Here is a 22,892-nt window from a genome sequence, read left to right as displayed (position 1 = left end):
TGAAACCCATTAGGTACGACAAATTCAAGAGCCTGTGATGAATAAGTCTGACTTTTTGGGTCCGTGACCTGACGCGTACGCTGAGTGCATGAGCACATCGGGCCGGGGGCTGCACGGCCAAGTACTGGAATCCCTCGGCCCCGCGATCACCGCGGGCGAGTACCCGCCGGGCAGCGTTCTGCGCACGGACGAACTGGCCCAGCAGTTCGATGTGTCCCGCTCGGTGATGCGGGAGGCGGTCCGCGTCCTGGAGTCCATGCACCTGGTCGAGTCCCGCCGCCGCGTGGGCGTCACGGTCCGTCCGAAGGCGCAGTGGAACGTCTACGACCCGCAGGTCATCCGCTGGCGCCTGGCCGGCGCCGACCGCCCCGGACAGCTGCGCTCCCTGACGGTCCTGCGCTCGGCGATCGAGCCGGTCGCGGCGGGCCTCGCGGCGAAGTACGCCACGGCGGATCAGTGCGCCGAGCTCACCGAGTGCGCGCTGGGCATGGTCGCCCACTCACGGGGCCACCAGCTGGAGGGCTATCTGATCCACGACATGGCCTTCCACCGCGTGATCCTCACCGCCTCCGGCAACGAGATGTTCGCCCGCCTGGGAGACGTCGTCGCCGAGGTCCTCGCCGGCCGCACCCATCACGAGATCATGTTCGAGGACCCCGACCCGGCCGCGGTGACGCTGCACGTCCAGGTCGCCGAAGCGGTCCGCGCGGGCGACGCGGTCCGCGCGGAGACGCTGACCCGGGAGATCACGGTGGGGGCGCTGCAGGAGCTGGACATCCTCGCGCCGTGACCGAGGGAGACAGACGCGCCGACATCGAGCGGATCATGGATCCGCTCAAGCAGAACATGGACCAGGCCGGAGACTTCAGCTTCGAAGCCATCCAGCGCCTCGGAAACCCGGTTCCGATGGCCGTGACGAACGACGGCGAACAGCCCCTGGAGCTGTGGCTGGAGCCGTTCGGCCAGGACTACTGGCTGGAACCCGGGGAGAGGGTGTACGTCACCTCGTACGGCACGTGGAACGACTGTCCGTTCGAGACGGTCCACGAGCCCGACTGCCTCACCGTCTGGGCGACGTCCTGGTTCGCCACGGTCTCCCACCCCGACGGCACCGAGTTCCCACCGGGACCCCGCCGGGACGGTCACTCCAGGAAGTCCCCGTCCACATAGACCCACGCCCCGTCCACCCGCTCGAACCGGCTCCGCTCATGCAGCGACCCGCCCCGGAACGAGGCCCGGAAGGTCACCGTCCCCACGGAGTGGAACGCCGACCCGTCACCCGTGCCGAGGATCTCCAGACCGGTCCACCGCATGCCCGCGTCGAGGTCCAGGCTCGCCGGCCGTGTCCGCGGATGCCAGGTCCGCAGCAGATACCCGGCGTCCTGCCGCACGAAGGCGCAGTACCGGGACCGCATGAGCGCCTCGGCGGTCGGTGCCGCGGCGGCGCCGGCGTGATAGCGGCCGCAGCACTTGGCGTAGGGCTCGGGCAGGCCGCAGGGGCAGGAACGCGTGCTCATGGCCGTCATTCTCCCGGAACTAGCCGGCCGCCCGTGTCTCGGGCAGGGGCACCGGCGGCAGCGCCGTCCCGTACACCCACGCCTGGAACACCTCGTCCAGCGGCTCGGGGGAGAAGCGCGAGGCGTGCGCGGTGAACGTCGTCGTGGTCACGGCGCCGCTCCGGTGCAGCCCCGCCCAGCCGCGCAGCATGCGGAAGAAGGCCACGTCGCCCATCGCGCACCGCACCGCGTGCACGGTCAGCCCGCCCCGTTCGTAGAGCCGGTCGTCGAACATCGACTTGCGGCCCGGATCGGCCAGCTTCAGATCCTGCGGGAGCCCCGACAGCAACCGGTGCGCGGCGGCGCCGAGTTGCTGGGCCGTCCGCCCGCCCGACCGCTCCGACCACAGCCACTCGGCGTACTTCGCGAACCCCTCGTTGAGCCAGATGTGCCGCCAGTCCGCGATGGACACGCTGTTGCCGAACCACTGGTGGGCCAGCTCGTGCGCGACCAGCCGCTCCGAACCCCGCGCCCCGTCCACGTGGTTGGCGCCGAACAGCGACAACCCCTGTGCCTCGACGGGGACATCGAGCTCCTCCTCCGTCACCACGACCGCGTACTCGTCGAACGGGTAGGGGCCGAACAGCTCCTGGAACAGGTCCATCATCTGCGGCTGACGCGCGAAGTCCCTGGAGAACTGGGGGAGCAGATGCGACGGGATGTGCCCGTGCTGCGGCACCCCGCCCAGCCCGGGGTCGCCCAGCAGCACCGTCTGGTACTTGCCGATCGACAGCCCCACCAGATAGCTGGAGGTCGGCGCCGACTGCTCGTACACCCAGGTCGTGGTGGAGGCCTTCGTGGTACGGGTCAGCAGGCGCCCGCCCGCCACCACCGAGTACGCCGACGGCGTCGTGATCGAGATCTGGTACGACGCCTTGTCCGCGGGCCGGTCGTTGCACGGGTACCAGGACGGCGCCCCGATCGGCTGGCTCGCCACCAGCGCCCCGTCCTCCAGCTCCTCCCAACCCAGGCCGCCCCACGGGCTGTTCACCGGCTTGGGGTTGCCCGCCCAGTGCACCTCCACCGTGAACGCGGCCCCGGGCCGGACCGGCTTCGCCGGCCGGATCCGCAGCTTCCCGCCGCGATGCGTGTAGTGCGGCTGCCGGCCGTCCACCCGCACCCGGCCGACCTTGAAGTCGGCCAGGTTCAGGAAGAACTCGCCCAGCGGCGACCGTCCCGCTATGGCGTTGATCCGGACGGTGCCGGACAGCCGGTTCGGGCCCGGGCGGTAGTCCAGCGCGAGCTCGTACCGGTGCACCCGGTACCGCGCGTCACCGTTCTCCGGGAAATACGGGTCCGAACCCGCCGCCTGCTGAACCGCCACCGCTGTGTCTACTCCCTGTGCCATGCCACCACTCCGCTCGGGTGCACCGCTCTCCCGTGCCGAGTGGCCGGCGTTCAGGGACGCCATGCCTCGATCGGGTTGCCGAGCCAACGGGTGTCGTCGGGGACGGACTCCGCTGCCATGACGAGCGACGCGGGACCCAGGGTCGTCCGGGCCCCGATCGTGCTGCCGGGCAGCACGATCCCGCCAGGACCCAGCGTCGCGCCCTCACGGAGGACCACAGTATCCGTCCGCAAGATCCGGTCGTGGAAGAGGTGCGTCTGGAGCACACAGCCACGGTTCACCGTCACCGCGTCCTCCAGCGTCACCAGATCCGTCTCCGGCAGCCAGTAGCTCTCCACCCAGACGCCCTTGCCGACGTGCGCACCGAGCCCCCGCAGCCAGGCCGTCATCAGCGGCGTACCGGGCACGGATCCGGCCAGCCACGGCACCGCCACGACCTCGACGAACGTGTCCGCGAGCTCATTGCGCCACACGAAGCCGCTCCACAGCGGATGCTCCCCACTGCGGTGCCGCCCCACGAGCAGCCACTTCGCGACGACGGACACCAGCCCGGCCACGGCACCCGCCGCGAGCAGCACAAGGCCCGCCAGCGCCCACGCCCACACACCCAGCGCACACAGCGCACACAGCGCCGCCACCGTCAGCACCCCGATCGCCGCCGAGCAGAACACCGGCACGATCCGGCACAGCTCGACCAGCCCGCGCGCCCACAGCAGCCGCGCCGGCGGGTCGTACGTCAGGCTCTGGTCACCGCCGGCGGCGGCCCGCGGCAGCTTCACCGGCGGCAGCCCCAGATACGAGCTGCCCTTCTTCGCCTTCTTCGGCGTCGCCGACAGCACCCCGACGAGCCCGCCGTCCGGCACGGACCGCCCCGGCGCGGTCATCCCCGAGTTCCCCAGGAACGCCCGCCGCCCGATCTCCGCCCGCCCGATCCGCATCCAGCCACCACCGAGCTCGTACGGCGCGGTCAGCGTGTCGTCGGCCAGGAACGCGCCCTCGCCGACCGTGGTCAGGCTCGGCAGGGCGAGCACGGTCGACACCTCGGCACCCCGTCCGATCCGCATCCCGAGCAGCCGCAGCCACACCGGCGTGACGAGCCCCGCGTACAGCGGGAAGAGGGTCTCGCGCGAGCGGTCCATCAGCTGCGTGACGGTCCAGGCCTGCCACCCGATCCGGCTGTGGGTCGGATGCGTGCCCTCGCGCAGCCGCAGGCTGAGCAGTCGTACGGCGACCAGGATCAGCAGCGCGTACGCCAGCCCGAAGGCGAGCGTCGCCGGCACGAGGGCCGCGGCGGCGCCCAGGAGAGGCGCGTCCGGCGTGAAGAACACCCGCCCCACGAGGAAGGCAGCCACCCCCGCCAGCACCGGAAGCGCGGTGAGCGCGAAGCCCGTCACGCCGTACATCACACGCCAGTACGTGCCCCTGCGGGGCCGCTCCTTGGGCCAGTTCCGCTTGGCCTTGCCCAGCTTGACCGCGGGCGCGCCCGCCCAGCGCTGCCCCGTGGGGATCTGCCCGGTGACCGCCGAACCCGGTGCCACCTCGGCCCGCTTGCCGACCCGCGCGCCCGGGAAGAGGATGCTGCGCGTCCCGACGACCGCGTGCGCTCCCACCCTGACCGGGCCGATCTCCAGCCGGTCGCCGTCCAGCCACCACCCGGACAGGTCCACCTCGGACTCGACGGCCGCGCCCCGGCCCAGCTTGAGCATGCCGGTCACCGGCGGCAGCGAGTGCAGGTCGACATCAGGGCCGATCCTGGCGCCCAGCGCCCGCGCGTACCGCTCCAGCCACGACCCGGTCAGCGAGGTCGCCCCGCTGAACTCCGCCAGCCGCTCGGCCGCCCACAGCCGCAGATGCACACCGCCACCACGCGCGTACCGTCCCGGCTGCACACCCCGCAGCAGCAGGCGTGCGCCGCCCGCGGCGATCGCGAGCCGACCGGGCGGGCTGAACAGCACCAGCGCCGCCGCCCCGACCAGCCACCAGGAGGCGGTCGGCAGCCACGCGTAGGGCAGTACGTTGCCCAGCGCGGCCAGGACCACGGTCCAGCGCAGTCCGAGCAGGGTGAACAGGGGGACCATGGCGAGGAGCTGGATCGCCTGGGCGCGCACCGGGACCGGGGCGACGATCCGCGCGGCGCCGTCGTCCTGCGCCGACTCCTCCAGGTGCCGCGCCAGCTTCCGCAGCACGGGCTGCTGGTAGATGTCGAGGACGGCCGCGCTCGGATAGCGGGTGCGCAGCCGTGTGGTGAGCTGGGCGGCGGCGAGGCTGCTGCCACCGATCGCGAAGAAGTCGTCACGGGCACTCGACACGGGGATGCCGAGCACCTCGCTCCACTGCTCGGCGAGCCACGCCTCGGTGCCGTAGAGCTGCTCGGCGGGACCACTGGTCTCGAGGTTCTCCAACGGCCACGGCAGGGCGCCGCGGTCCACCTTGCCCGACGTCCGGGTCGGCAGCTCGTCGACCGGCGCCAGCAACGGCACCAGGGCCGCGGGCAGTTCGGCGCGCAGCTTCTCGACCGCCGTCGCCTGGTCCCAGCCGTCCTGCGTGACGACGTAGCCGACAAGGAGCTGGTTGCCGCTGCGGGCGGTGCGCACGGCGGCAGCCGCTCCCGCGACCCCCGGCAACGCCTGGAGGGCGGCGTCGACCTCGCCGAGCTCGATACGACGCCCGCCGAGCTTGATCTGCTCGTCGGCCCGCCCGAGGAAGACCAGCCCCTCCGGCTCCGCCTTGACGAGGTCACCGCTGCGGTACGCGCGGTCCCAGCCCAGCGACTCCAGCGGCGCGTACTTCTCCGCGTCCTTCTCGGCGTCCAGGTACCGGGCGAGCCCGACGCCGCCGATCACCAACTGCCCGGTGGCGCCCATCGGTACGGGCGCCCCGGCCTCGTCGACGACGGCCAGCTCCCAGCCGTCCAGCGGCAGCCCGATCCGGATCGGCTCCTCGCCACTCATCAGCGAGGCACAGGCCACGACGGTCGCCTCGGTCGGCCCGTACGTGTTCCAGACCTCGCGCCCCTCGGTCACCAGCCGCTGCACCAGCTCGGGCGGGCACGCCTCACCGCCGAAGATGAGCAGCCGTACGTCGTTGAGGGTCTCCGGCTCCCAGAGCGCGGCGAGCGTCGGCACCGTCGACACGACGGTGATCTCCTGCTCCACCAGCCAGGGCCCCAGATCGGCACCGCTCCTGACCTGCGCACGCGGCACTGGCACCAGACAGGCCCCGTACCGCCACGCCAGCCACATCTCCTCGCAGGACGCGTCGAAGGCGACCGACAGCCCCGCCATGACCCTGTCAGCCGGACCGATGGGGTCGTCCGTGAGGAACAGCGCGGCCTCGGCGTCCACGAACGCGGCGGCGCTGCGGTGGCTGACGGCGACGCCCTTGGGCTTCCCGGTCGATCCGGAGGTGAAGATGATCCACGCGTCGTGCTCGATGCCGGGCCGCGCGGCGGGGACCTCGCTGCGTCCGGTGACGGTCAGTTCGTGACCGGCCCCGACGACGGCCCGTACGTCCGCCTCCCCGAACACCAACTCGGCCCGCTCGTCCGGGTCCTCGGCATCCACCGGGACGTAGGCGGCACCGGCGGCGAGCACGGCGAGAATCGCGATGTAGAGGTCATTGGTCCCGGACGGAACGCGGACACCCACCCGGTCGCCGAGCCCGACCCCGGCGTCCGCGAGCCCGCGGCGCAGCCGTTCGACCTCCACGGCGAGCGCACGGTAGGTCAGGCAGGTCGTACCGTCGTCCAGCGCGGGCTCGTCCGGGTAGGACCGCACCGACGCGTCGAAGACGTCGACGAGCGTGCGCGGAGAGGCCGCAGGCCCCCCGGAGAAAGGTGCCGTATCGCCGAACCGCTCGCGGATCTCGTCCTCGAGCAGGCCGAGAGCACTGCTCTCGTGTATGGCTGCCATCGGTCCTCGCGTCTCGATCCCGGAAGCCCGGGGCGCTGGCGGGCCCGCAGGTCTGCCTGGGGTTGTCCGGGTCCAGCTCCGTAACAAGCCGGAAATTTTAGTACGACGCTAGGTCCGTGCCCTGGGAGCGGCCACCGCAGGGGCCCGTTCGGGTGGGTGCCCGAACGGGCCGCACATGGTCTGACCTGCGGCTCCGGGCTCCGGACGAGACATGCCCCACATCACCCAAGAGCTCCGGGAACAGGCCGAGTTGGCGCTTTTGTTTACTGCGCGTACGTCTCGAATTCAGCTAGTTGTGGTGTGCCGTTCGCGCTGGTGATCACGAAGGTGATCTTCTTCAGCGAGGCCGGAGCGAAGGTGATCGTGCCCGCCCCGCTGCCGGAGGTCAGGACCGCGCCGGTGTCGGCGTTGAGCACCTGCCAGGAGCCGACCCTGCCCGCGGCGGCGGAGGTCTCCTCGACGGCGATCCTCGAGACGGCGGTGGCCGATCCCCACTTGATCGAGACGTGGCCGGTCGAGCCGCTCGGCGACCAGTAGGTGCTCGGGTCACCGTCGCGGACGTTGCCGTAGCTCGTGCCGTCGGCCTTGCTCGAACCGTCGGACCCGGCCCCGATGCTGAGGTTGGTGCCGGTGGTCTCGGTGGCCGTGGGCGTCGCCGTCGGTGTGGTCGTGGCGGTCGGTGTCGCGGTCGCCGTCGGCGTCTGGACTGTGCAGCTGCCGTCCGACACGGCAAGGCCCGTCCCCGCGCCCGCCGTCCTGTCCACCACGGCGGGTACACAGGACGCCTGGTCGAGGGTGTAGGCGTACGGAATGCTCACCGAGGTGTTGGACACCGGGTCGGGACCCGCCGGATTGTTCTCGTCCCCGGCGGCGGACCACGTCACGTTGTCGAAGATGTTCCCGCTGACCTGCCAGTACCCGGCCAGGTCCGTGTAGAAGGTGCCGAGGACGTCCTTGGAGTCCTCGAAGTAGTTGCTGTCCACCTTGGCCTTGGCGCCGGCTCGTGAGTTGATGCCGGACTCGTTCAGGCTCACGTAGTGGTTGTTGTAGAGGTGCGCCGTGCCGCCGCGCAGCAGGGGGGCGCGGGAGTCGATGTTCTCGTACAGGTTGTGGTGGAACGTGACGTAGTTGCTGGTCAGATCGCCGTCACTGGAGTTGATGAGACCGCCGCGGCCCGAGTTGCGCAGGGTGCTGTACGAGAGGGTCACGTACTGGGTGTTGGCCTTGAGGTCGAAGAGTCCGTCGTAGCCCTCCGACTCACCGCCGGACGCGACCAGGGAGACGTGGTCGACCCAGACGTTGCGGACGTCGCTCTCCATGCCGATGGCGTCACCGCCGTTGGAGGTCGGCGAGCCCGACTTCTTGACGTTCTGGACGGTCACGTTCTGGATGATGATGTTGCTCGACTCGCGGATGTGGATGCCCAGTTGGTCGAAGACGGCACCGCTGCCGACCCCGATCAGGGTGACGTTGCTTATCTGCTTGAGCTCGATCACGCCGTCGGCGGTGTTGCAGCTGTCGCCCGAGACCTTCGTCGTGTTGCCGTGGTTGATCGCCCCCTCGACCTCGATCGTGATCGGGGTGCTGCTGTCGGCCCGGCCGCACAGGGCCGCGTGGATCTGCGTCCCGGTGGTGGCCCGAACGGTCGCCCCGCCCGCTCCGCCGGTGGTCCCGCCGTTCCGGGTCGCGTAGCCGGTGGCGGCCGCGGTGGCCGCCGAGGCCTCCGGCGTCACCAGTACCGCGCCGGTCGCGACCGCCAGGCCCAGCCCGGCCAGCGCCGCGTACAGCTTTGGTGCACGTGCTCGTCTCATCCGCTTCATCCCTGTTCGTCCCTGAAAAAGGGGTGCTGGATGGTGCAGTGCCAGGGCGTAGTGACCGCGGAGGGACGCGAAGTTGCCGACTCGGCGGGGAAGATTTCGCAGATGCGCGAGAAAAGCAAAAAACCCCTGATCAACAGGGGTTTCAGCTGGTGTCCGAGGGGGGACTTGAACCCCCACGCCCGATAAAGGGCACTAGCACCTCAAGCTAGCGCGTCTGCCATTCCGCCACCCGGACAAGGTGTCTGTCGCGCGGGTTTCCCCTCGCGGCGACAGAGAAAACATTACCAGGCTTTCGAGGTGCCCCGATCACCCCCTCGTCCCGGCGTGAACGGCGTGTGACGGGCCGGGTCCGCTCTTGGGCGCGGCCGGTCGGAGAGGGAGGATGAGGGGAACCACCAGCAGTGACAGCGGGAGGAACCAGCGTGAGCGGGACGGACACGACCAGGCACGTCACCGGCGAGGACGAGGTCGTGGACCTCTGCCGCGAGCTGATCCGGATCGACACCAGCAACTACGGCGACCACTCGGGACCGGGGGAGCGCAAGGCGGCCGAGTACGTCGCCGAGAAGCTCGCCGAGGTGGGCCTCGAACCGCAGATCTTCGAATCCCACCAGGGGCGTGCCTCCACGGTCGCCCGCATCGAGGGCGAGGACCCCTCCAAGCCGGCGCTGCTCATCCACGGGCACACCGACGTCGTACCGGCCAACGCGGCGGACTGGACCCACCACCCCTTCTCCGGCGAGGTCGCCGACGGGTGTGTGTGGGGTCGGGGCGCCGTCGACATGAAGGACATGGACGCGATGACCCTCGCGGTCGTCCGCGACCGGATGCGCAGCGGCCGCAAGCCCCCGCGCGACATCGTCCTCGCCTTCCTCGCCGACGAGGAGGCGGGCGGCACGTACGGCGCCCGGTACCTCGTCGACAAGCACCCCGATCTCTTCGAGGGCGTCACCGAGGCGATCGGTGAGGTCGGCGGGTTCTCCTTCACCGTCAACAAGAACCTGCGCCTCTACCTGGTCGAGACGGCCCAGAAGGGCATGCACTGGATGCGGCTCACCGTGGACGGCACGGCCGGCCACGGTTCGATGACCAACAACGACAACGCGATCACCGAGCTGTGCGAGGCCGTCGGCCGGCTCGGGCGGCACAAGTGGCCGGTGCGGGTCACCAAGACCGTGCGGTCCTTCCTCGACGAGCTCTCCGACGCGCTCGGCACCGAGCTCGACCCCGAGAACATGGACGAGACCCTCGCCAAGCTCGGTGGCATCGCCAAGATGGTCGGCGCCACGCTGCGGAACTCGGCGGCGCCCACCATGCTCGGCGCCGGCTACAAGGTCAACGTCATCCCCGGCCAGGCCACCGCCCACGTCGACGGGCGCTTCCTGCCCGGCCACGAGGAGGAGTTCCTCGCCGACCTCGACCGCATCCTCGGTCCGCGCGTGCGCCGCGAGGACGTGCACGGCGACAAGGCCCTGGAGACCGACTTCGACGGCAAGCTCGTCGACGCCATGCAGGTCGCCCTGAGCGCCGAGGACCCGATCGCCCGCGCCGTGCCCTACATGCTCTCCGGCGGCACCGACGCCAAGTCGTTCGACGACCTCGGCATCCGCTGCTTCGGCTTCGCGCCGCTCCAGCTGCCGCCGGAGCTCGACTTCGCCGGGATGTTCCACGGCATCGACGAGCGCGTGCCGGTGGAGGGGCTCAAGTTCGGTGCGCGGGTGCTCGACCGGTTCATCGACGCGTCCTGACGGCGGTAAGCCGAGAATTGACGTCGATATTCGACAGCCCGTGCGGAATCGAATGAGAAGGGTGAATGGACTCATAGGCTCGTAGCTTCATTACTCCCTCCTCGTTACAGGTGATGCGATCGGCAACACGAGATCGCTTTTGCCAACAAGGAGGAATAATGATCAAGAAGGTCGTCGCCGCTGCGGCTGCCACTGGTGGCCTGGTTCTCGCGGGTGCGGGCCTGGCCGTCGCCGACTCGGGTGCCCAGGGTGCCGCCGTGCACTCCCCGGGTGTTCTGTCCGGCAACGTCGTTCAGGTGCCCGTCCACGTCCCGGTGAACGTGTGCGGCAACACGATCTCCGTGATCGGTCTGCTGAACCCCGCCTTCGGCAACACCTGCATCAACAAGTGACATCGATCCGCTGAGGGTCGTTTGACACCCGTGTCGGCCCCGGAGCGCGCGCCATGCGCTCCGGGGCCGACCGGTCTTTTCACGAGGATTGCAGGTCGGAATCGAAAAGGCAGGGGGAATTCAGGAATGCGACAGGTCACCCGCAAAGGCCTGATGACCGTGGCGGCCGCGACCGGCGTGATCGCCGCCGCGGGCGGTGCCGCCCACGCCGACTCGGCCGCCAACGGATCGAGCTCGAACTCGCCCGGCGTGCTGTCGGGCAACACGGTGCAGGCGCCGGTGCACGCGCCGGTGAACGTCTGTGGCAACACCGTCGACGTGGTCGGGGTGCTCAACCCGGCCATGGGCAACAAGTGCGCCGACAAGAGCGGATCGTCCGGCGGGTACGGTGACGACGGTGGGTACGGGGGTGGCTCCGGCGGCAGCGGTTCGTCGTCCGACGGCCACGCGAGCGGTTCACCGGGCGTCGGCTCCGGCAACCACGTCGAGGCCCCGGTGCATGTCCCGGTGAACGTCTGCGGCAACAGCGTCGACATCATCGGGATCGGCAACCCCACCACGGGCAACGACTGCGCGAACGACGGCTCCGGCGGCGGGCACCCCGGCACACCTCCGGGCGGCGGCCAGACGCCCCCCGGCGGCCCGGACCAGCCCGGCAACCCCGGGCAACCGAACAACCCGGGCAACCCCGTGGAGCCGGGCAACCCCGGATCCCCGGGCACACCGCCGTCCTCGGGAGAGGAGACGCCGGGCTCGCCGGGCGGCAACCACCCCGGTGCACAGACGGTCACCCAGCCGCACGGCGAGGCCCAGCTCGCCCACACGGGCAGCGACCTCCCGCTGGGGCTCACCCTGCCGGTCGGGGCGGGCGTGCTGCTGGCCGGCGCGGTGCTCTACCGCAAGGCACGGGCAGCCGCATAACGGACACGGCGCATGACGGAGCGGGCCCCGCATCGGCGGGGCCCGCTCCGTTTTCGTCGCGTCATCTCACCAGGTGGCACGAACCTGGCGGATGATCCTGCGGCGCAGCCGCACCCTGCGGCTTCCGTCACGCAGCAGGCTCAGGCGGTCCAACTCCCAGTGTCCGTACTCGGCATGGTCCGTCAGCAGTCGAGTGGCGTCCTTGCGGGAGACCCCGCGCGGTACGTACACGTCGACAAATTCGTATTCCGGCATCGCATCTATTGTGCGGGCTGGGGCCCGGTACGGATAGCGTCTGCACTATGTCTGATGCTGTGCAGCCCACCGCTGCCGAGGTACGTGCCGCCGCCGAGGCGGTCAAGACCGCGCTCGACCGCCACCTGGCCGCGGTCGAACGCCGGTCGGGGGAGGACGACCCGGCCGTGTACGAGGCGTTCAACGAGCTCGCCGCGGCCGCCGAGACGTACGACGAGCTGCTCTACGACCGCTACGACGAGGTCACCCCTTTCGAGATCCCCGGCACGGAGGACGAGCTCCCGCCGTACACCGGTCCCGAGGAACCGCATGCGGTGAGCGTGCTGATCCGCCGTGACTACGCGGTGGCGGAGCCGCAGCGCCTGCTCGCGCAGGCCCAGCGGATCGACGCGGCGGACTACGAGGACGGTGCGGAGGCCTCCGGCACCGTGCACGGAGCGTTGGGCACCCTGTTCGGAGAGTTCGAACCGGACGAGATCGCCTCCCGGCACAAGGAGTTCGGCCTGGAGGAGGGCGACTCCACGCTGTGGGTGACCGCGGCGGACGAGCAGGCGGATCCCGGTGAGTGGCTGGCGGGGCCGTTCGAGCAGATCGACCCGCAGCGGGTGGTGTGCCGGTTCGACGTCAGCGCGGTGTTCGACGACGAGATCGATGACGGCGAGGACGAGCTGGACGATCTCGACGCGGAGCTGGACGAGGACGAGGATCTGGAGCGCCACGCTTAGCGCTGGGCTTGGGCGGCGGTCGCGGAGGGGTTCCGTGGCCGCCGCCTTCTTGCGTGTGCGGGGCGTGGTCGGTGCGGTCGCGCCGTGGTTCTTGCGGCCGGTGGGCGACTGCGGGTCGTCGGGGGCCTGTCGCGCAGTTCCCCGCGCCCCTCAGTGGGTCAACCGGGCGTTGGTACCTGAGTGCCCAGCAGGACCGGGAGGCGGGTGGTGCGGGGCTTCGGTTGGACCTCGGCCACCGCCCTGGGGAGGGCTTGGTCCGCGCCCTGGACCACGGAAAGGTGGCGCTCCGCCCGGCCGAAGGCCGTGTAGACCCACGGGCGGCTGAGGGCCGGTGCCGCGTCTCCCGGGAGTACCACGACCACTGCCGGCCAGCGGCCGGCCGCCGCCTGATGGGCGGTGAGGGCCCAGCCGTGGCGTACGGACTCCTCCACGCGCTCCTTCGGTACGACGACGGGCTCGCCGGCGCAGGACAGGTGGAGTCCCTCCGCGTCGGCCTTCACCACGTGGCCCGGCAGGGTGCGGCCCGGTGCGGGGGAGTAGGCGACGCGATCGCCGGGGTCGAAGCCGCCGAAGCGGCCGGGGCCGGGGCCGGGGTTGAGGCGCTCCTTGAGGGCCGCGTTGAGGGCGCGGGTGCCGGCCGCGCCGCCATGGCCCGGCGTGATCACCTGGGTCTCCTCGGGCGGAACGCCGATCGCCCGCGGTACCGAGTCGGCGACCAGCTGCACGGTTCGGTGCACGGCCTCGCCCGCGTCCCGCGCCGGCACGATCACGACCTCCTTGCCGGGGGCCTCGACCTGGTTCAGCTCGCCGATGCCGATACCGGAGACGAGCTCGCCGAGGGGGCCCGGGTCCGGCCGCCGGGAGGCGATCTGGGGGCAGACGCGCGCCGACAGCAGATCACCGAACACCCGTCCCGGCCCCGCCGACCACAGCACCGCCGGGTCCCCGGCCAGCACCAGCCGCGCCCCGTCCGGCAACGACTCCGACAGCAGCGCGGCGCTCTCCACGTCCAGCTGCGGCGCGTCGAGCACCACGAGGAGGTCGAGATCGAGCGCACCGTCGGCATCGCGGCCGGGGCCCTCGGTCCCGGAGAGGAGGCCGGTGACGGTGGTGGCGGTGTCGTCGGAGGCCAGGGCCGCGAAGCGGTCCCGTCCCAGGGGGCCGTGGGCTGCCGCCCAGGCACGCAGGCCGAGTTCACGGGCCGCGTGGAGCAGAGCCGCGGGTTCGGCCAGGGACGCCTCGCCGCCGGTGTGGAGGACCAGGCCGCTGCCCGCGACCGCGCGGATCAGTTCACCGGCGGAGCCCTGGGCCGAGTCGGCGGCGCGCTCCCAGTCCTCGGCCGAACCGTCCTGCTTCGGTACGGAGTTGATCAGCCGGGCCAGTCCGTCGGCGAGGCTCTCCTCGGCCATCGCGTACCGCTCCAGACCGACCAGGACGCGGACCGGGCGCTCCTCGCCCTCCTCCGGTTCCGGGGCCCGCGGGTCGAGGGCGTCCTGGAAGACCAGCGCCTCGGCCTCCGCGAGGGTGCTCTGGACGGCCGCGTCGGCATCCGGCACCCCCTGCTTGCCCAACGCCACCGTGAGGGTGGGAAGTTCGAGAGCCGTGTGCCCGGCCACGGCCGCCTGTTCCAGCAGCCAGACGGTCACCGCCCGGCCCCGCCGCTCGTCGTCCGGACCGCACTCCGCGCCGAGGAGTGCCCGCGCGAACCCGTCGGCCTGCTCGGGCCGCACCCCGGCGACCCGCAGCAACTGCCAGGGGTCCTCGCGCAGTTGCTCGGCTGCGCCCTCGCCGAGCGCGGCCGCGACCTGCGGGACGAGGGCCTTTGGCGCACCGCCGTCGGCCAGTACCCGCTGTACGGACTCGACGGTCTGGGCCGCGGGAGCGGGGGGCGCGTCGGCCGTCACCGGCCGAGGGCGCGCTACGGGCTCCGGCGCGGGCCGGCGCGGTGGCTCGGGCTCGGCGAAGACGGTCGCCGCCGGCTTGTCCCCGCTCTCCACGGCCCGCACGGCGGCCAGCAGATCGGCGGCCTTGCCGCTGAGCTTGGTCCCGGCCTCGACGGGACCCTGCTTCTCGGCCTTGCGCCGGGCGATCCGCTCCCGCTCGAGCTTCTGCGCCGCGAGTTCGGCCGCGGCCTCGGACAGCTTCGCGGCGGCCTCGCCCTGCCCGCCGTCGGACGCGGAAGCCTCGCTGGACGCCTCGTCCGAGTCGCCCTCGGCGACGGCGGGCGTCTCGGCCCCGTCGCCTCCGACCGCCGCCCCCGCCGCGGTGTCGCCGGCGACCGCGTCCTTCGCGGTGTCCGGCGATTCCGGCTCGGTCTCCTCCGTGGGCTCCGGCTCCGTGCTCACAGCGTGCTCCAGTCGTGATCGGGATAGCGGTGCACGGGCGCCGACACATCGTCGAGCGCCCGGCAGATCTCGTCAGGAAGACTAAGGGCCTCCACTGACAATGCCGCCGTGAGCTGCTGCGCGTTGCGCGCGCCGACGATCGGCGCGGTCACGCCGGGCCGGTCGCGGACCCAGGCGAGGGCCACCTGGAGCGGGGTCACCGCGAGCCCGTCGGCGGCGGTCTGCACGGCGTCCACGATGTGGCCGGCCGTGTCGTCGAGGTACGGCGCGACGAAGGGGGCGAGGTGGTCCGAGGCGCCCCGCGAGTCGGCCGGCGTGGCGTTGCGGTACTTGCCCGTCAGCACCCCGCGGCCCAGCGGGGACGACGGGAGCAGGCCGATGCCCAGGTCCAGCGCGGCGGGCAGCACCTCGCGCTCGATGCCCCGCTGGAGCAGCGAGTACTCCAGCTGTGTCGCGGCCAGCCGGGTCCGGGTGCCCGGGGCCGCCAGCTGCCAGGTCGCGGCCTTGGCGAGCTGCCAGCCACAGAAGTTGGAGACCCCGGCGTACCTCGCGCGGCCGCTGCTGACCGCGAGGTCGAGCGCCTGGAGGGTCTCCTCCAGCGGGGTGTCCGGGTCGTAGGCGTGGACCTGCCACACGTCGACGTAGTCCGTGCCGAGCCGGGCCAGCGAGGCGTCCAGCGCGGAGAGCAGATGGCCGCGCGAGCCGTCGAACCGCCGGTCCGGGTCGGGCACGCTGCCGGCCTTGGTGGAGATGACCAGATCCCGGCGCGGGATCAGCCCTTCTATGAGGCGTCCGAGCAGATACTCGGACTCCCCGTCGCCGTACACGTCCGCGGTGTCGACGAGGCTCCCGCCCGCTTCCCAGAACGTCTTCAAGAGGTCCGCGGCGTCGTGCTCGTCGGTGTCCCTGCCCCACGTGAGGGTTCCGAGTCCGATGCGGGACACACGCAGGCCGGTGCGGCCGAGATGCCTCTGCTCCATGAACGCCGACATTACTGGCCGGAACCAGCGGTGTGGGGGCCTGTGGACAACCAGTTTCCGTCAGCGACACACGCGTTCATGTGGGCGGAAGAACACGACCGTCACCTGCCCCGATCCGCACACCCCACGCTAAGGTCGGGAAACCAGGGACGTTACTGATGGGTAAGGGGAATCGGCCATGCAGCTCGGCATCAACCTCGGCTACTGGGGCGCCGGAATGGACGCGGACAATCTCGCCGTCGCCCAGGAGGCCGACCGACTCGGGTACGCCGTGTGCTGGGCCGCCGAGGCCTACGGCTCCGACGCGGCCACCGTGCTCAGCTGGGTCGCGGCGAAGACCGAGCGCATCGACGTCGGCTCGGCGATCTTCCAGATCCCGGCCCGTCAGCCGGCGATGACCGCGATGACAGCCGCCACCCTCGACTCGCTCTCCGGCGGCCGCTTCCGCCTCGGCCTCGGTGTCTCCGGGCCGCAGGTCTCCGAGGGCTGGTACGGCGTCAAGTTCGACAAGCCGCTGGCACGCACGCGTGAGTACGTCGAGATCGTCCGCAAGGCGATGACGCGCGAGCGCCTGTCGTTCGAGGGCGAGCACTGGACGCTGCCGCTGCCCGGCGGCCCCGGCAAGCCGCTCAAGCTGACCGTGCACCCGGAGCGCGAGCACATCCCGCTGTACATCGCCGCGATCGGACCGAAGAACCTGGAGCAGACCGGTGAGATCGCCGACGGCGCGCTTCTCATCTTCCCGTCCGCCGAGCATCTCGAGGAGACGACGCTCAAGCACCTGCGCGCGGGACGCGCGAAGGCGGGCAAGACCCTCGACGGGTTCGACGTCCACCCGACGCTCCCGCTCGCCCTCGGCGAGGACAAGGACGTGGCCACCCTCGCCGACACCTTCCGCCCCTACACCGCGCTGTACGTCGGCGGCATGGGCAGCGCCAAGCAGAACTTCTACAACCAGCTCGCCCAGCGCATGGGCTACGAGGCGGCCGCCGCCGAGGTCCAGGAGAAGTACCTGTCCGGCGACAAGCAGGGCGCCGCGGCAGCCATCCCGCACGACCTGATCGACAAGACGGCGCTGCTCGGCTCCGTGGACCGCATCGCGGACCGGATGAAGGAGTACGCGGCGGCGGGTGTCACCACGCTGAGCCTCGCTCCCGCGGGCTTCACGCTCGACGAGCGGATCGCCGGGCTGCGGGCCGGGTCCGAGGCCCTGGAGCGGGCCGGACTCGCGTAACACACGGCGGAGCCGCCGGAGGTTTCTGCGGCCGTGGTGGGGGCTCGGGGGTCTTCCCCGCCACGGCCGTCACGCAGAACAACGCGCCCGCGCCCGTGTGGTTACGCCCCTGTCGTGACTCCCGGGGTCCTCCTTTTGGCGGAGTTGTCCGACACAGCTGTTGCAGCACCTCTCGCGCCGCATTTGACTCGTTCTTTGCGGAATGCCGCGGAGTCCCGCAGAGAGGTGCCCACGATGCTTTCGGCCAAGAGTCTGTTCCAGGAGATCATCGACAACGACGAGTCCTTCCGCCTGTTCTGCTCCATCGCGGCCGGCGGAGAGTCGCAGGGAGGCTGGGAGAACGCCCGCATCGCCGCGCTCGTCCCGGACGGCGAGCGCGCCCTCGCCCCCAAGATCACCCGGCACGGCGCGGACGAGGACAAGCACGGGCGGATCTTCCTCGCCCTGATGAAGAAGCGCGGCCTCGAGCCCGTCCCCGTACCGCCCGACACCGACTACACCATGCTCCTGGAGCACAGCGGCATCGGTCTCGCCCACGACAGGCTCAAGGCCGACAAGGCACTGACCGTGCAGGACATCGTGACCTACCTCGCCCACAGCCGCGTCACCGAGCAACGCGCCTCCGAGCAGATGGAACTGCTGCGCAAGCACTTCGCGGACCATCCCGACCTCGGCCGTGCCGTGAAGATGATCTCCAACGACGAGGACAACCACCTCGCCTACTGCCACGAGGAGTTGCTGCGCTTCGCCTCCGCGGGGCACGGCCGGGCCATCCAGCGGACGCTTCGGGAGTGCGCGCTCGCCGAGATCCGCATCTACCGGGACGTCAGCCTCGCGGTCATGGCCCACATGGGCCGCATCCTGGGCTGGCCGAGGGCGAAGTCGGCCGTCCTCGCGGCGGGCATCCACGCCGTGTACGCGTACGAACGCGCCGCGGGCTGGCGCCGGATGGTCTCCCTGAGGATGCCGGAGCGGCGCGACGCCCTCGGCGGACCGGTGACCGCGGCTCCCGAGGTCGCCTGAGCCGCGGCGCTACAGCCAGCCCCTGCTCTTGAACAGCCGGTACAGCAGCACCTCCAGGGCGGCCATGAGCGCGATCACCGCCGGATACGACCACACCCAGTGGAGCTCCGGCATGTGCTCGAAGTTCATGCCGTAGATCCCCGCGATCATCGTGGGGACCGCGGCCATGGCCGCCCACGCGGAGATCTTCCGCATGTCGTCGTTCTGACGGACGCTCATCTGCGCGAGATGCGCGGAAAGGATGTCCGACACCAGCCGGTCCAGACCCTCCACGGACTCGTTCACCCGCGTGAGGTGGTCGTTGACGTCCCGGAAGAAGGGCCGCGCCTTCTCGTTGACGAACGGCACCCCCGAGCCGAACTGGCCGACGGCGGCCAGCCGGGTCAGCGGCAGTGCCAGCGGGCCGGTCGCCCGGCGGAACTCCAGGATCTGCCGTTTGAAGGTGTAGATCCGCGACGCCGTGTGGCGCGAACCGCCGCCGTCCGGCGAGAAGACCTCCGCCTCCAGCTCCTCCAGGTCGGTCTGGAGCTCCGTCGCCACGTCCAGGTAGTGGTCGACGACGGCGTCCGAGACCGCGTACAGCACCGCCGTGGGGCCCTTGCCGAGCAGCTTCGGCTCCTGCTCCAGGCGCTGTCGTACCGCCTTGAGCGGCGAGCCCTCGCCGTGCCGGACGGTCACCACGAAGGCGTCGCCGATGAAGAGCATGACCTCGCCGGTGGAGACCCGGTCGCTCTCCGGCTCGTACACGACGGGCTTGAGGACGAGGAAGAGCGAGTCGTCGTAGACCTCCAGCTTGGGCCGCTGGTGGGCCTTCAGGGCGTCCTCGACCGCCAGCGGGTGCAGCCCGAACTCCTGGGTGACGAGGTCGAACTCCCGTTGCGAGGGCTCGTGCAGCCCGATCCAGACGAACCCGCCCGCGGCCCGCGCCTGGTCCAGGGCGTCGGACAGGTCCTCGGGGCCCTCGGTGCGGTGCCCGTCCCTGTAGATGGCACAGTCGACGATCACGCTGCGTATTCTCCCGTCGCTCGCAATCCGCCGCACGCGCGCGTACGCCTACGCTGGGCCGCATGCCCACGTTGATCCTCGTCCGCCACGGACGATCCACCGCCAACACCGAGGGACTGCTCGCCGGGTGGACGCCCGGGGTCGCCCTGGACGAACGCGGGGCCGCGCAGGCCGCCGCACTGCCCGGGCGGCTCGCCGGGCTGCCGATCTCCGAGGTCGTCAGCAGCCCGCTCCAGCGCTGCCAGGAAACGATTCAGCCGCTCCTCGACGCCCGTCCCGAGCTGAACCCGCACACCGACGAGCGGATCGGCGAGTGCCACTACGGCGACTGGTCCGGCCGCAAGCTCGCCGAACTCATGGACGAGCCGCTGATGGAGGTCGTCCAGGCCCACCCGTCGGCGGCCGCGTTCCCCGGCGGCGAGTCGATGCGGGCGATGCAGACCCGCGCCGCCGAGGCCGTACGCGAGTGGAACGCGCGCGTGGAGCGCGACCACGGCGACGACGCCGTCTATCTCATGTGCTCGCACGGCGACATCATCAAGTCGCTCGTCGCGGACGCGCTCGGACTCCATCTCGACCTCTTCCAGCGGATCTCCGTAGAACCGTGTTCCATCACGGCGATCCGTTACACCCGTCTGCGGCCGTTTCTCGTACGCCTCGGCGACACCGGTGATTTCGCCTCGCTCGCACCCCGCGAGGAGCCGCCCGCCGGGGATGCCACAGTCGGTGGTGGTGCGGGCGCACCGTGATCGTCGGGCGCAGTAGGGTGAAGCGGTCGAACCAGCGCCGTACCCACGATTCCAATGGAGACAGGACGTGTCCCGTCAGGTGTTCCTCTATGACCCACCGGAGCGTTTCGTGGCCGGCACGGTCGGACTGCCCGGGCGCCGTACGTTCTTCCTCCAGGCCTCCGCCGGCCCCCGGGTGACCAGCGTGGCCCTGGAGAAGACCCAGGTCGCCGCACTCGCCGAGCGGATGGACGAGCTGCTGGACGAGGTCGTGCGCCGCAGCGGCGGCAGCGCCTCCGTCCCGGCCATGGCACCCACCGAGGTGTCCGACGCCGCCCCCCTGGACACCCCCGTCGAGGAGGAGTTCCGCGTCGGCACCATGGCGCTCGCCTGGGACGGCGAGGAGCAGCGCATGATCGTCGAGGCGCAGGCCCTGGTGGAGCTCGACGCCGACTCCGAGGAGGACCTCGCCGAGGCGGAGGAGCGGCTCCTCCAGGACGAGGAGAACGGCCCCCCGATGCTGCGGGTCCGGCTCACCGGCGCGCAGGCGCGAGCCTTTGCCAAGCGCGCCCTGGACGTCGTCAACGCCGGGCGGCCGCCGTGTCCGCTGTGCAGTCTCCCGCTCGACCCGGAAGGACACGTATGTCCGCGCCAGAACGGATACCGCCGCGGAGCGTGACCACGGCAGAGCTGCTCACCCGGGGTGAGCTGACGGTGCGCGGACAGATCCGCGAGGCCTCCAACGCGGTGCTGTACTGCGCCGTCTCGTACGAGGGGCAGGAGGCCGCGTGCGTCTACAAGCCCGTACGCGGTGAGCGCCCGCTGTGGGACTTCCCCGACGGCACCCTCGCCCAGCGCGAGGTCGCCGCGTACGAGGTCTGCGAGGCGACCGGCTGGGGGCTCGTACCGCCCACCGTGCTGCGGGACGGGCCCTACGGCGAGGGCATGGTCCAGCTGTGGATCGAGGCCGAGCCGGGTCCCGAGCTGCTGGCGCTCGTCGACACGGAGGAGCCCGGGCCGGGCTGGAAGGCGATCGGGTTCGCCGAGGTCGGCGACGGGAAGACCGCGCTGCTGGTGCACGCCGACGACGAGCGGCTGCGCCGGCTGGCCGTGCTCGACGCCGTGATCAACAACGCGGACCGCAAGGGCGGCCATCTGCTGCCCGCCGGGGACCGTCTGTACGCCATCGACCACGGCGTGACCTTCAACACCGAGAACAAACTGCGCACCCTGCTGTGGGGCTGGGCGGGCGAACCGCTGCCGGGCGAGGCCGTCGACGTACTCAAAGGCCTCAGGGAAGCCCTGACGGGGGAGCTGGCCACCCGGCTGGCCGCACTGATCACCCCGGCCGAACTCGACGCCACGCGCGCGCGTGTCGACGCCCTCCTGACCTCCGGAATGCACCCGGAGCCGAGCGGGGAGTGGCCGGCCATTCCCTGGCCACCGGTCTAGGAGCGGACCGGGCGGCATCGCGCCCCGCCCCCACCGGTCGGCAGTTTTGCCACGGTTACCCAAGCGGAGCGTTTCGCGCAAGACCGCCTTACCGGCCATCCGGCCCGGTCCGGTTCGTATACGGAACATCCGTCCGGTTAGGCTCATGACATGCATGCCTGGCCCGCTTCCGAGGTCCCCGCCCTGCCTGGTCAGGGCCGCGACCTGAGGATCCACGACACCGCGACCGGTGGCTTGGTCTCCCTTGCCCCCGGTCCTGTCGCCCGTCTCTACGTCTGCGGCATCACGCCGTACGACGCGACCCACATGGGACACGCGGCGACGTACAACGCGTTCGACCTCGTTCAGCGCGTGTGGCTCGACACCAAGCGGCAGGTTCACTACGTCCAGAACGTCACCGACATCGACGACCCGCTCCTGGAGCGCGCCGAGCGGGACAGCGTCGACTGGGTCGCCCTCGCCGAGAAGGAGACGACCCTCTTCCGCGAGGACATGACCGCCCTGCGGATGCTGCCTCCGCAGCACTACATCGGCGCGGTCGAGGCGATACCCGGGATCGTCCCGCTCGTCGAACGGCTGCGGGACGCGGGCGCCGCCTACGAACTCGAAGGGGACGTCTACTTCTCCGTCGAGTCCGACCCGAACTTCGGCAAGGTCTCGAACCTCGACGCCGCCGCCATGCGGCTGCTGTCCGCCGAGCGCGGCGGCGACCCGGACCGTCCGGGCAAGAAGAACCCGCTCGACCCGATGCTGTGGCTGGCCGCCCGTGAGGGCGAGCCGAACTGGGACGGCGGCTCGCTGGGCCGCGGCCGGCCCGGCTGGCACATCGAGTGCGTCGCCATCGCCCTCGACCACCTGGGCATGGGCTTCGACGTCCAGGGCGGCGGCTCCGACCTCGCCTTCCCGCACCACGAGATGGGCGCCTCGCACGCCCAGGTGCTGACCGGCGAGTTCCCCATGGCCAAGGCGTACGTCCACGCCGGCATGGTCGCCCTGCACGGCGAGAAGATGTCCAAGTCCAAGGGCAACCTCGTCTTCGTCTCGAAGCTGCGCTACGACGGCGTCGACCCGGTCGCGATCCGGCTCGCCCTGCTGGCCCACCACTACCGGGCCGACTGGGAGTGGACCGACCAGGTGCTCGAGGACGCCGTCGCCCGGCTCGGACGGTGGCGTGCCGCTGTCTCCCGGCCCGACGGTCCGTCCGCCGACGCCCTCGTGGCGGAGATCCGCGAGGCCCTGGCGAACGACCTCGACGCCCCCACCGCGCTGGCCGCCGTGGACCGCTGGGCGGTGCTGCAGCAGGAACAGGGCGGTACGGAGGAGGGTGCACCCGGCCTCGTGTCGCGGGCGGTGGACGCGCTGCTGGGCGTAGCGCTCTAGGCAGAACAGCGGCGAGGGCGCTTCCTCCCGCGTGGGAGGAAGCGCCCTCTGTCATGTCAGGCCGTCAGA

The 22,892-nt window shown here is 71.2% G+C and carries 20 protein-coding genes and 1 tRNA gene; 12 read left to right on the top strand and 9 right to left on the bottom strand.

Going from position 1 to position 22,892, the window contains the following annotated elements:
* Positions 1–88 precede the first annotated feature (88 nt).
* A complete protein-coding gene (locus ACWD3I_RS26315) occupies positions 89–790 on the top strand; it encodes a FadR/GntR family transcriptional regulator (protein WP_365408834.1) in 702 nt (233 codons plus the stop codon).
* The gene (locus tag ACWD3I_RS26310) at positions 787–1,170 is read left to right on the top strand and encodes a hypothetical protein (protein ID WP_365408831.1); all 384 of its coding nucleotides are present in this window, start codon (positions 787–789) and stop codon (positions 1,168–1,170) included. Before ACWD3I_RS26315 ends, ACWD3I_RS26310 begins: the two co-directional genes overlap by 4 nt.
* On the opposite strand, the gene ACWD3I_RS26305 is transcribed toward ACWD3I_RS26310, so the two are convergent.
* From ACWD3I_RS26305 to ACWD3I_RS26285, 5 genes are all read right to left on the bottom strand, one after another.
* Entirely contained in the window at positions 1,143–1,526 is a 384-nt protein-coding gene (locus tag ACWD3I_RS26305; protein ID WP_451084191.1) for a YchJ family protein, read from the bottom strand. The genes ACWD3I_RS26310 and ACWD3I_RS26305 overlap by 28 nt on opposite strands.
* Positions 1,527–1,536: 10 nt before the next feature.
* Positions 1,537–2,880 carry a M1 family metallopeptidase gene (locus tag ACWD3I_RS26300; RefSeq protein WP_365408917.1) on the bottom strand — a complete coding sequence of 448 codons (1,344 nt, stop codon included), beginning with the start codon at positions 2,878–2,880 and terminating at the stop codon, positions 1,537–1,539.
* Between the two features lie 74 nt (positions 2,881–2,954).
* The gene (locus tag ACWD3I_RS26295; RefSeq protein WP_365408825.1) at positions 2,955–6,815 is read right to left on the bottom strand and encodes a Pls/PosA family non-ribosomal peptide synthetase; all 3,861 of its coding nucleotides are present in this window, start codon (positions 6,813–6,815) and stop codon (positions 2,955–2,957) included.
* Between the two features lie 263 nt (positions 6,816–7,078).
* Positions 7,079–8,626: a pectate lyase family protein gene (locus tag ACWD3I_RS26290; protein ID WP_365408822.1), complete on the bottom strand. Its 1,548-nt coding sequence runs from the start codon at positions 8,624–8,626 to the stop codon at positions 7,079–7,081.
* A gap of 156 nt (positions 8,627–8,782) precedes the next feature.
* Positions 8,783–8,870 (bottom strand) — tRNA-Leu (locus ACWD3I_RS26285).
* Positions 8,871–9,057: 187 nt separating this feature from the next.
* Here ACWD3I_RS26285 and ACWD3I_RS26280 point away from each other — a divergent pair.
* The 3 genes from ACWD3I_RS26280 (at position 9,058) to ACWD3I_RS26270 (ending at position 11,696) form a co-directional block, all read left to right on the top strand.
* Positions 9,058–10,383 (top strand): M20/M25/M40 family metallo-hydrolase, encoded by a 1,326-nt coding sequence (locus ACWD3I_RS26280; protein ID WP_365414216.1) that lies wholly within the window; start codon positions 9,058–9,060, stop codon positions 10,381–10,383.
* 158 nt (positions 10,384–10,541) lie between these two features.
* Positions 10,542–10,775, top strand: coding sequence for a chaplin ChpH (gene chpH, locus ACWD3I_RS26275; protein WP_030954008.1), 234 nt, complete (start codon positions 10,542–10,544; stop codon positions 10,773–10,775).
* Positions 10,776–10,901: 126 nt separating this feature from the next.
* A complete protein-coding gene (locus ACWD3I_RS26270) occupies positions 10,902–11,696 on the top strand; it encodes a chaplin (protein ID WP_365407802.1) in 795 nt (264 codons plus the stop codon).
* Positions 11,697–11,762: 66 nt separating this feature from the next.
* Here ACWD3I_RS26270 and ACWD3I_RS26265 read toward each other — a convergent pair whose 3' ends face one another.
* The gene (locus ACWD3I_RS26265; RefSeq protein ID WP_005485166.1) at positions 11,763–11,951 is read right to left on the bottom strand and encodes a DUF5703 family protein; all 189 of its coding nucleotides are present in this window, start codon (positions 11,949–11,951) and stop codon (positions 11,763–11,765) included.
* A 47-nt stretch (positions 11,952–11,998) separates the two neighbouring features.
* Between ACWD3I_RS26265 and ACWD3I_RS26260 the strand changes: the two genes are divergently transcribed.
* Positions 11,999–12,676 (top strand): hypothetical protein, encoded by a 678-nt coding sequence (locus ACWD3I_RS26260; RefSeq protein ID WP_365407798.1) that lies wholly within the window; start codon positions 11,999–12,001, stop codon positions 12,674–12,676.
* Positions 12,677–12,834: 158 nt separating this feature from the next.
* On the opposite strand, the gene ACWD3I_RS26255 is transcribed toward ACWD3I_RS26260, so the two are convergent.
* Entirely contained in the window at positions 12,835–15,021 is a 2,187-nt protein-coding gene (locus tag ACWD3I_RS26255; RefSeq protein WP_365407795.1) for a helix-hairpin-helix domain-containing protein, read from the bottom strand.
* The gene (locus ACWD3I_RS26250; RefSeq protein WP_361486871.1) at positions 15,018–16,001 is read right to left on the bottom strand and encodes an aldo/keto reductase; all 984 of its coding nucleotides are present in this window, start codon (positions 15,999–16,001) and stop codon (positions 15,018–15,020) included. The genes ACWD3I_RS26255 and ACWD3I_RS26250 overlap by 4 nt, the downstream gene beginning before the upstream one ends.
* Positions 16,002–16,179: 178 nt before the next feature.
* Between ACWD3I_RS26250 and ACWD3I_RS26245 the strand changes: the two genes are divergently transcribed.
* Entirely contained in the window at positions 16,180–17,235 is a 1,056-nt protein-coding gene (locus ACWD3I_RS26245) for an LLM class F420-dependent oxidoreductase (RefSeq protein ID WP_365407791.1), read from the top strand.
* Between the two features lie 234 nt (positions 17,236–17,469).
* On the top strand, positions 17,470–18,258 hold the full coding sequence (locus ACWD3I_RS26240; RefSeq protein WP_365407788.1) for a ferritin-like domain-containing protein: 789 nt from the start codon (positions 17,470–17,472) through the stop codon (positions 18,256–18,258).
* Positions 18,259–18,267: 9 nt separating this feature from the next.
* On the opposite strand, the gene corA is transcribed toward ACWD3I_RS26240, so the two are convergent.
* Positions 18,268–19,263: a magnesium/cobalt transporter CorA gene (gene corA / locus ACWD3I_RS26235; RefSeq protein WP_365407785.1), complete on the bottom strand. Its 996-nt coding sequence runs from the start codon at positions 19,261–19,263 to the stop codon at positions 18,268–18,270.
* A 62-nt stretch (positions 19,264–19,325) separates the two neighbouring features.
* Here corA and ACWD3I_RS26230 point away from each other — a divergent pair, with 62 nt between their 5' ends.
* The 4 genes from ACWD3I_RS26230 (at position 19,326) to mshC (ending at position 22,823) form a co-directional block, all read left to right on the top strand.
* Entirely contained in the window at positions 19,326–20,012 is a 687-nt protein-coding gene (locus ACWD3I_RS26230) for a histidine phosphatase family protein (RefSeq protein WP_365407782.1), read from the top strand.
* Positions 20,013–20,079: 67 nt separating this feature from the next.
* Positions 20,080–20,670: a DUF3090 domain-containing protein gene (locus tag ACWD3I_RS26225; protein ID WP_046256624.1), complete on the top strand. Its 591-nt coding sequence runs from the start codon at positions 20,080–20,082 to the stop codon at positions 20,668–20,670.
* Positions 20,634–21,443 (top strand): SCO1664 family protein, encoded by an 810-nt coding sequence (locus ACWD3I_RS26220; RefSeq protein ID WP_365407779.1) that lies wholly within the window; start codon positions 20,634–20,636, stop codon positions 21,441–21,443. The genes ACWD3I_RS26225 and ACWD3I_RS26220 overlap by 37 nt, the downstream gene beginning before the upstream one ends.
* Positions 21,444–21,593: 150 nt before the next feature.
* A complete protein-coding gene (gene mshC, locus ACWD3I_RS26215) occupies positions 21,594–22,823 on the top strand; it encodes a cysteine--1-D-myo-inosityl 2-amino-2-deoxy-alpha-D-glucopyranoside ligase (RefSeq protein WP_365407776.1) in 1,230 nt (409 codons plus the stop codon).
* Positions 22,824–22,892: the final 69 nt, after the last annotated feature.

Source organism: Streptomyces sp. NPDC002817, from assembly GCF_053592055.1.
Note: the sequence above shows the minus strand (reverse complement) of the source record. Positions and strands in the feature narration are given on the sequence as shown.

Excerpts from the sequence above, each read along its gene's own strand:
- ACWD3I_RS26315 (WP_365408834.1), top strand. The coding sequence starts at position 89 with ATGAGCACATCGGGCCGGGGGCTGCACGGCCAAGTACTGGAATCCCTC.
- ACWD3I_RS26305 (WP_451084191.1), bottom strand. The coding sequence starts at position 1,526 with ATGACGGCCATGAGCACGCGTTCCTGCCCCTGCGGCCTGCCCGAGCCC.
- ACWD3I_RS26295 (WP_365408825.1), bottom strand. The coding sequence starts at position 6,815 with ATGGCAGCCATACACGAGAGCAGTGCTCTCGGCCTGCTCGAGGACGAG.
- ACWD3I_RS26290 (WP_365408822.1), bottom strand. The coding sequence starts at position 8,626 with ATGAGACGAGCACGTGCACCAAAGCTGTACGCGGCGCTGGCCGGGCTG.
- chpH (WP_030954008.1), top strand. The coding sequence starts at position 10,542 with ATGATCAAGAAGGTCGTCGCCGCTGCGGCTGCCACTGGTGGCCTGGTT.
- ACWD3I_RS26270 (WP_365407802.1), top strand. The coding sequence starts at position 10,902 with ATGCGACAGGTCACCCGCAAAGGCCTGATGACCGTGGCGGCCGCGACC.
- ACWD3I_RS26265 (WP_005485166.1), bottom strand. The coding sequence starts at position 11,951 with ATGCCGGAATACGAATTTGTCGACGTGTACGTACCGCGCGGGGTCTCC.
- ACWD3I_RS26260 (WP_365407798.1), top strand. The coding sequence starts at position 11,999 with ATGTCTGATGCTGTGCAGCCCACCGCTGCCGAGGTACGTGCCGCCGCC.
- ACWD3I_RS26250 (WP_361486871.1), bottom strand. The coding sequence starts at position 16,001 with ATGGAGCAGAGGCATCTCGGCCGCACCGGCCTGCGTGTGTCCCGCATC.
- ACWD3I_RS26245 (WP_365407791.1), top strand. The coding sequence starts at position 16,180 with ATGCAGCTCGGCATCAACCTCGGCTACTGGGGCGCCGGAATGGACGCG.
- ACWD3I_RS26240 (WP_365407788.1), top strand. The coding sequence starts at position 17,470 with ATGCTTTCGGCCAAGAGTCTGTTCCAGGAGATCATCGACAACGACGAG.
- ACWD3I_RS26230 (WP_365407782.1), top strand. The coding sequence starts at position 19,326 with ATGCCCACGTTGATCCTCGTCCGCCACGGACGATCCACCGCCAACACC.
- ACWD3I_RS26220 (WP_365407779.1), top strand. The coding sequence starts at position 20,634 with ATGTCCGCGCCAGAACGGATACCGCCGCGGAGCGTGACCACGGCAGAG.
- mshC (WP_365407776.1), top strand. The coding sequence starts at position 21,594 with ATGCATGCCTGGCCCGCTTCCGAGGTCCCCGCCCTGCCTGGTCAGGGC.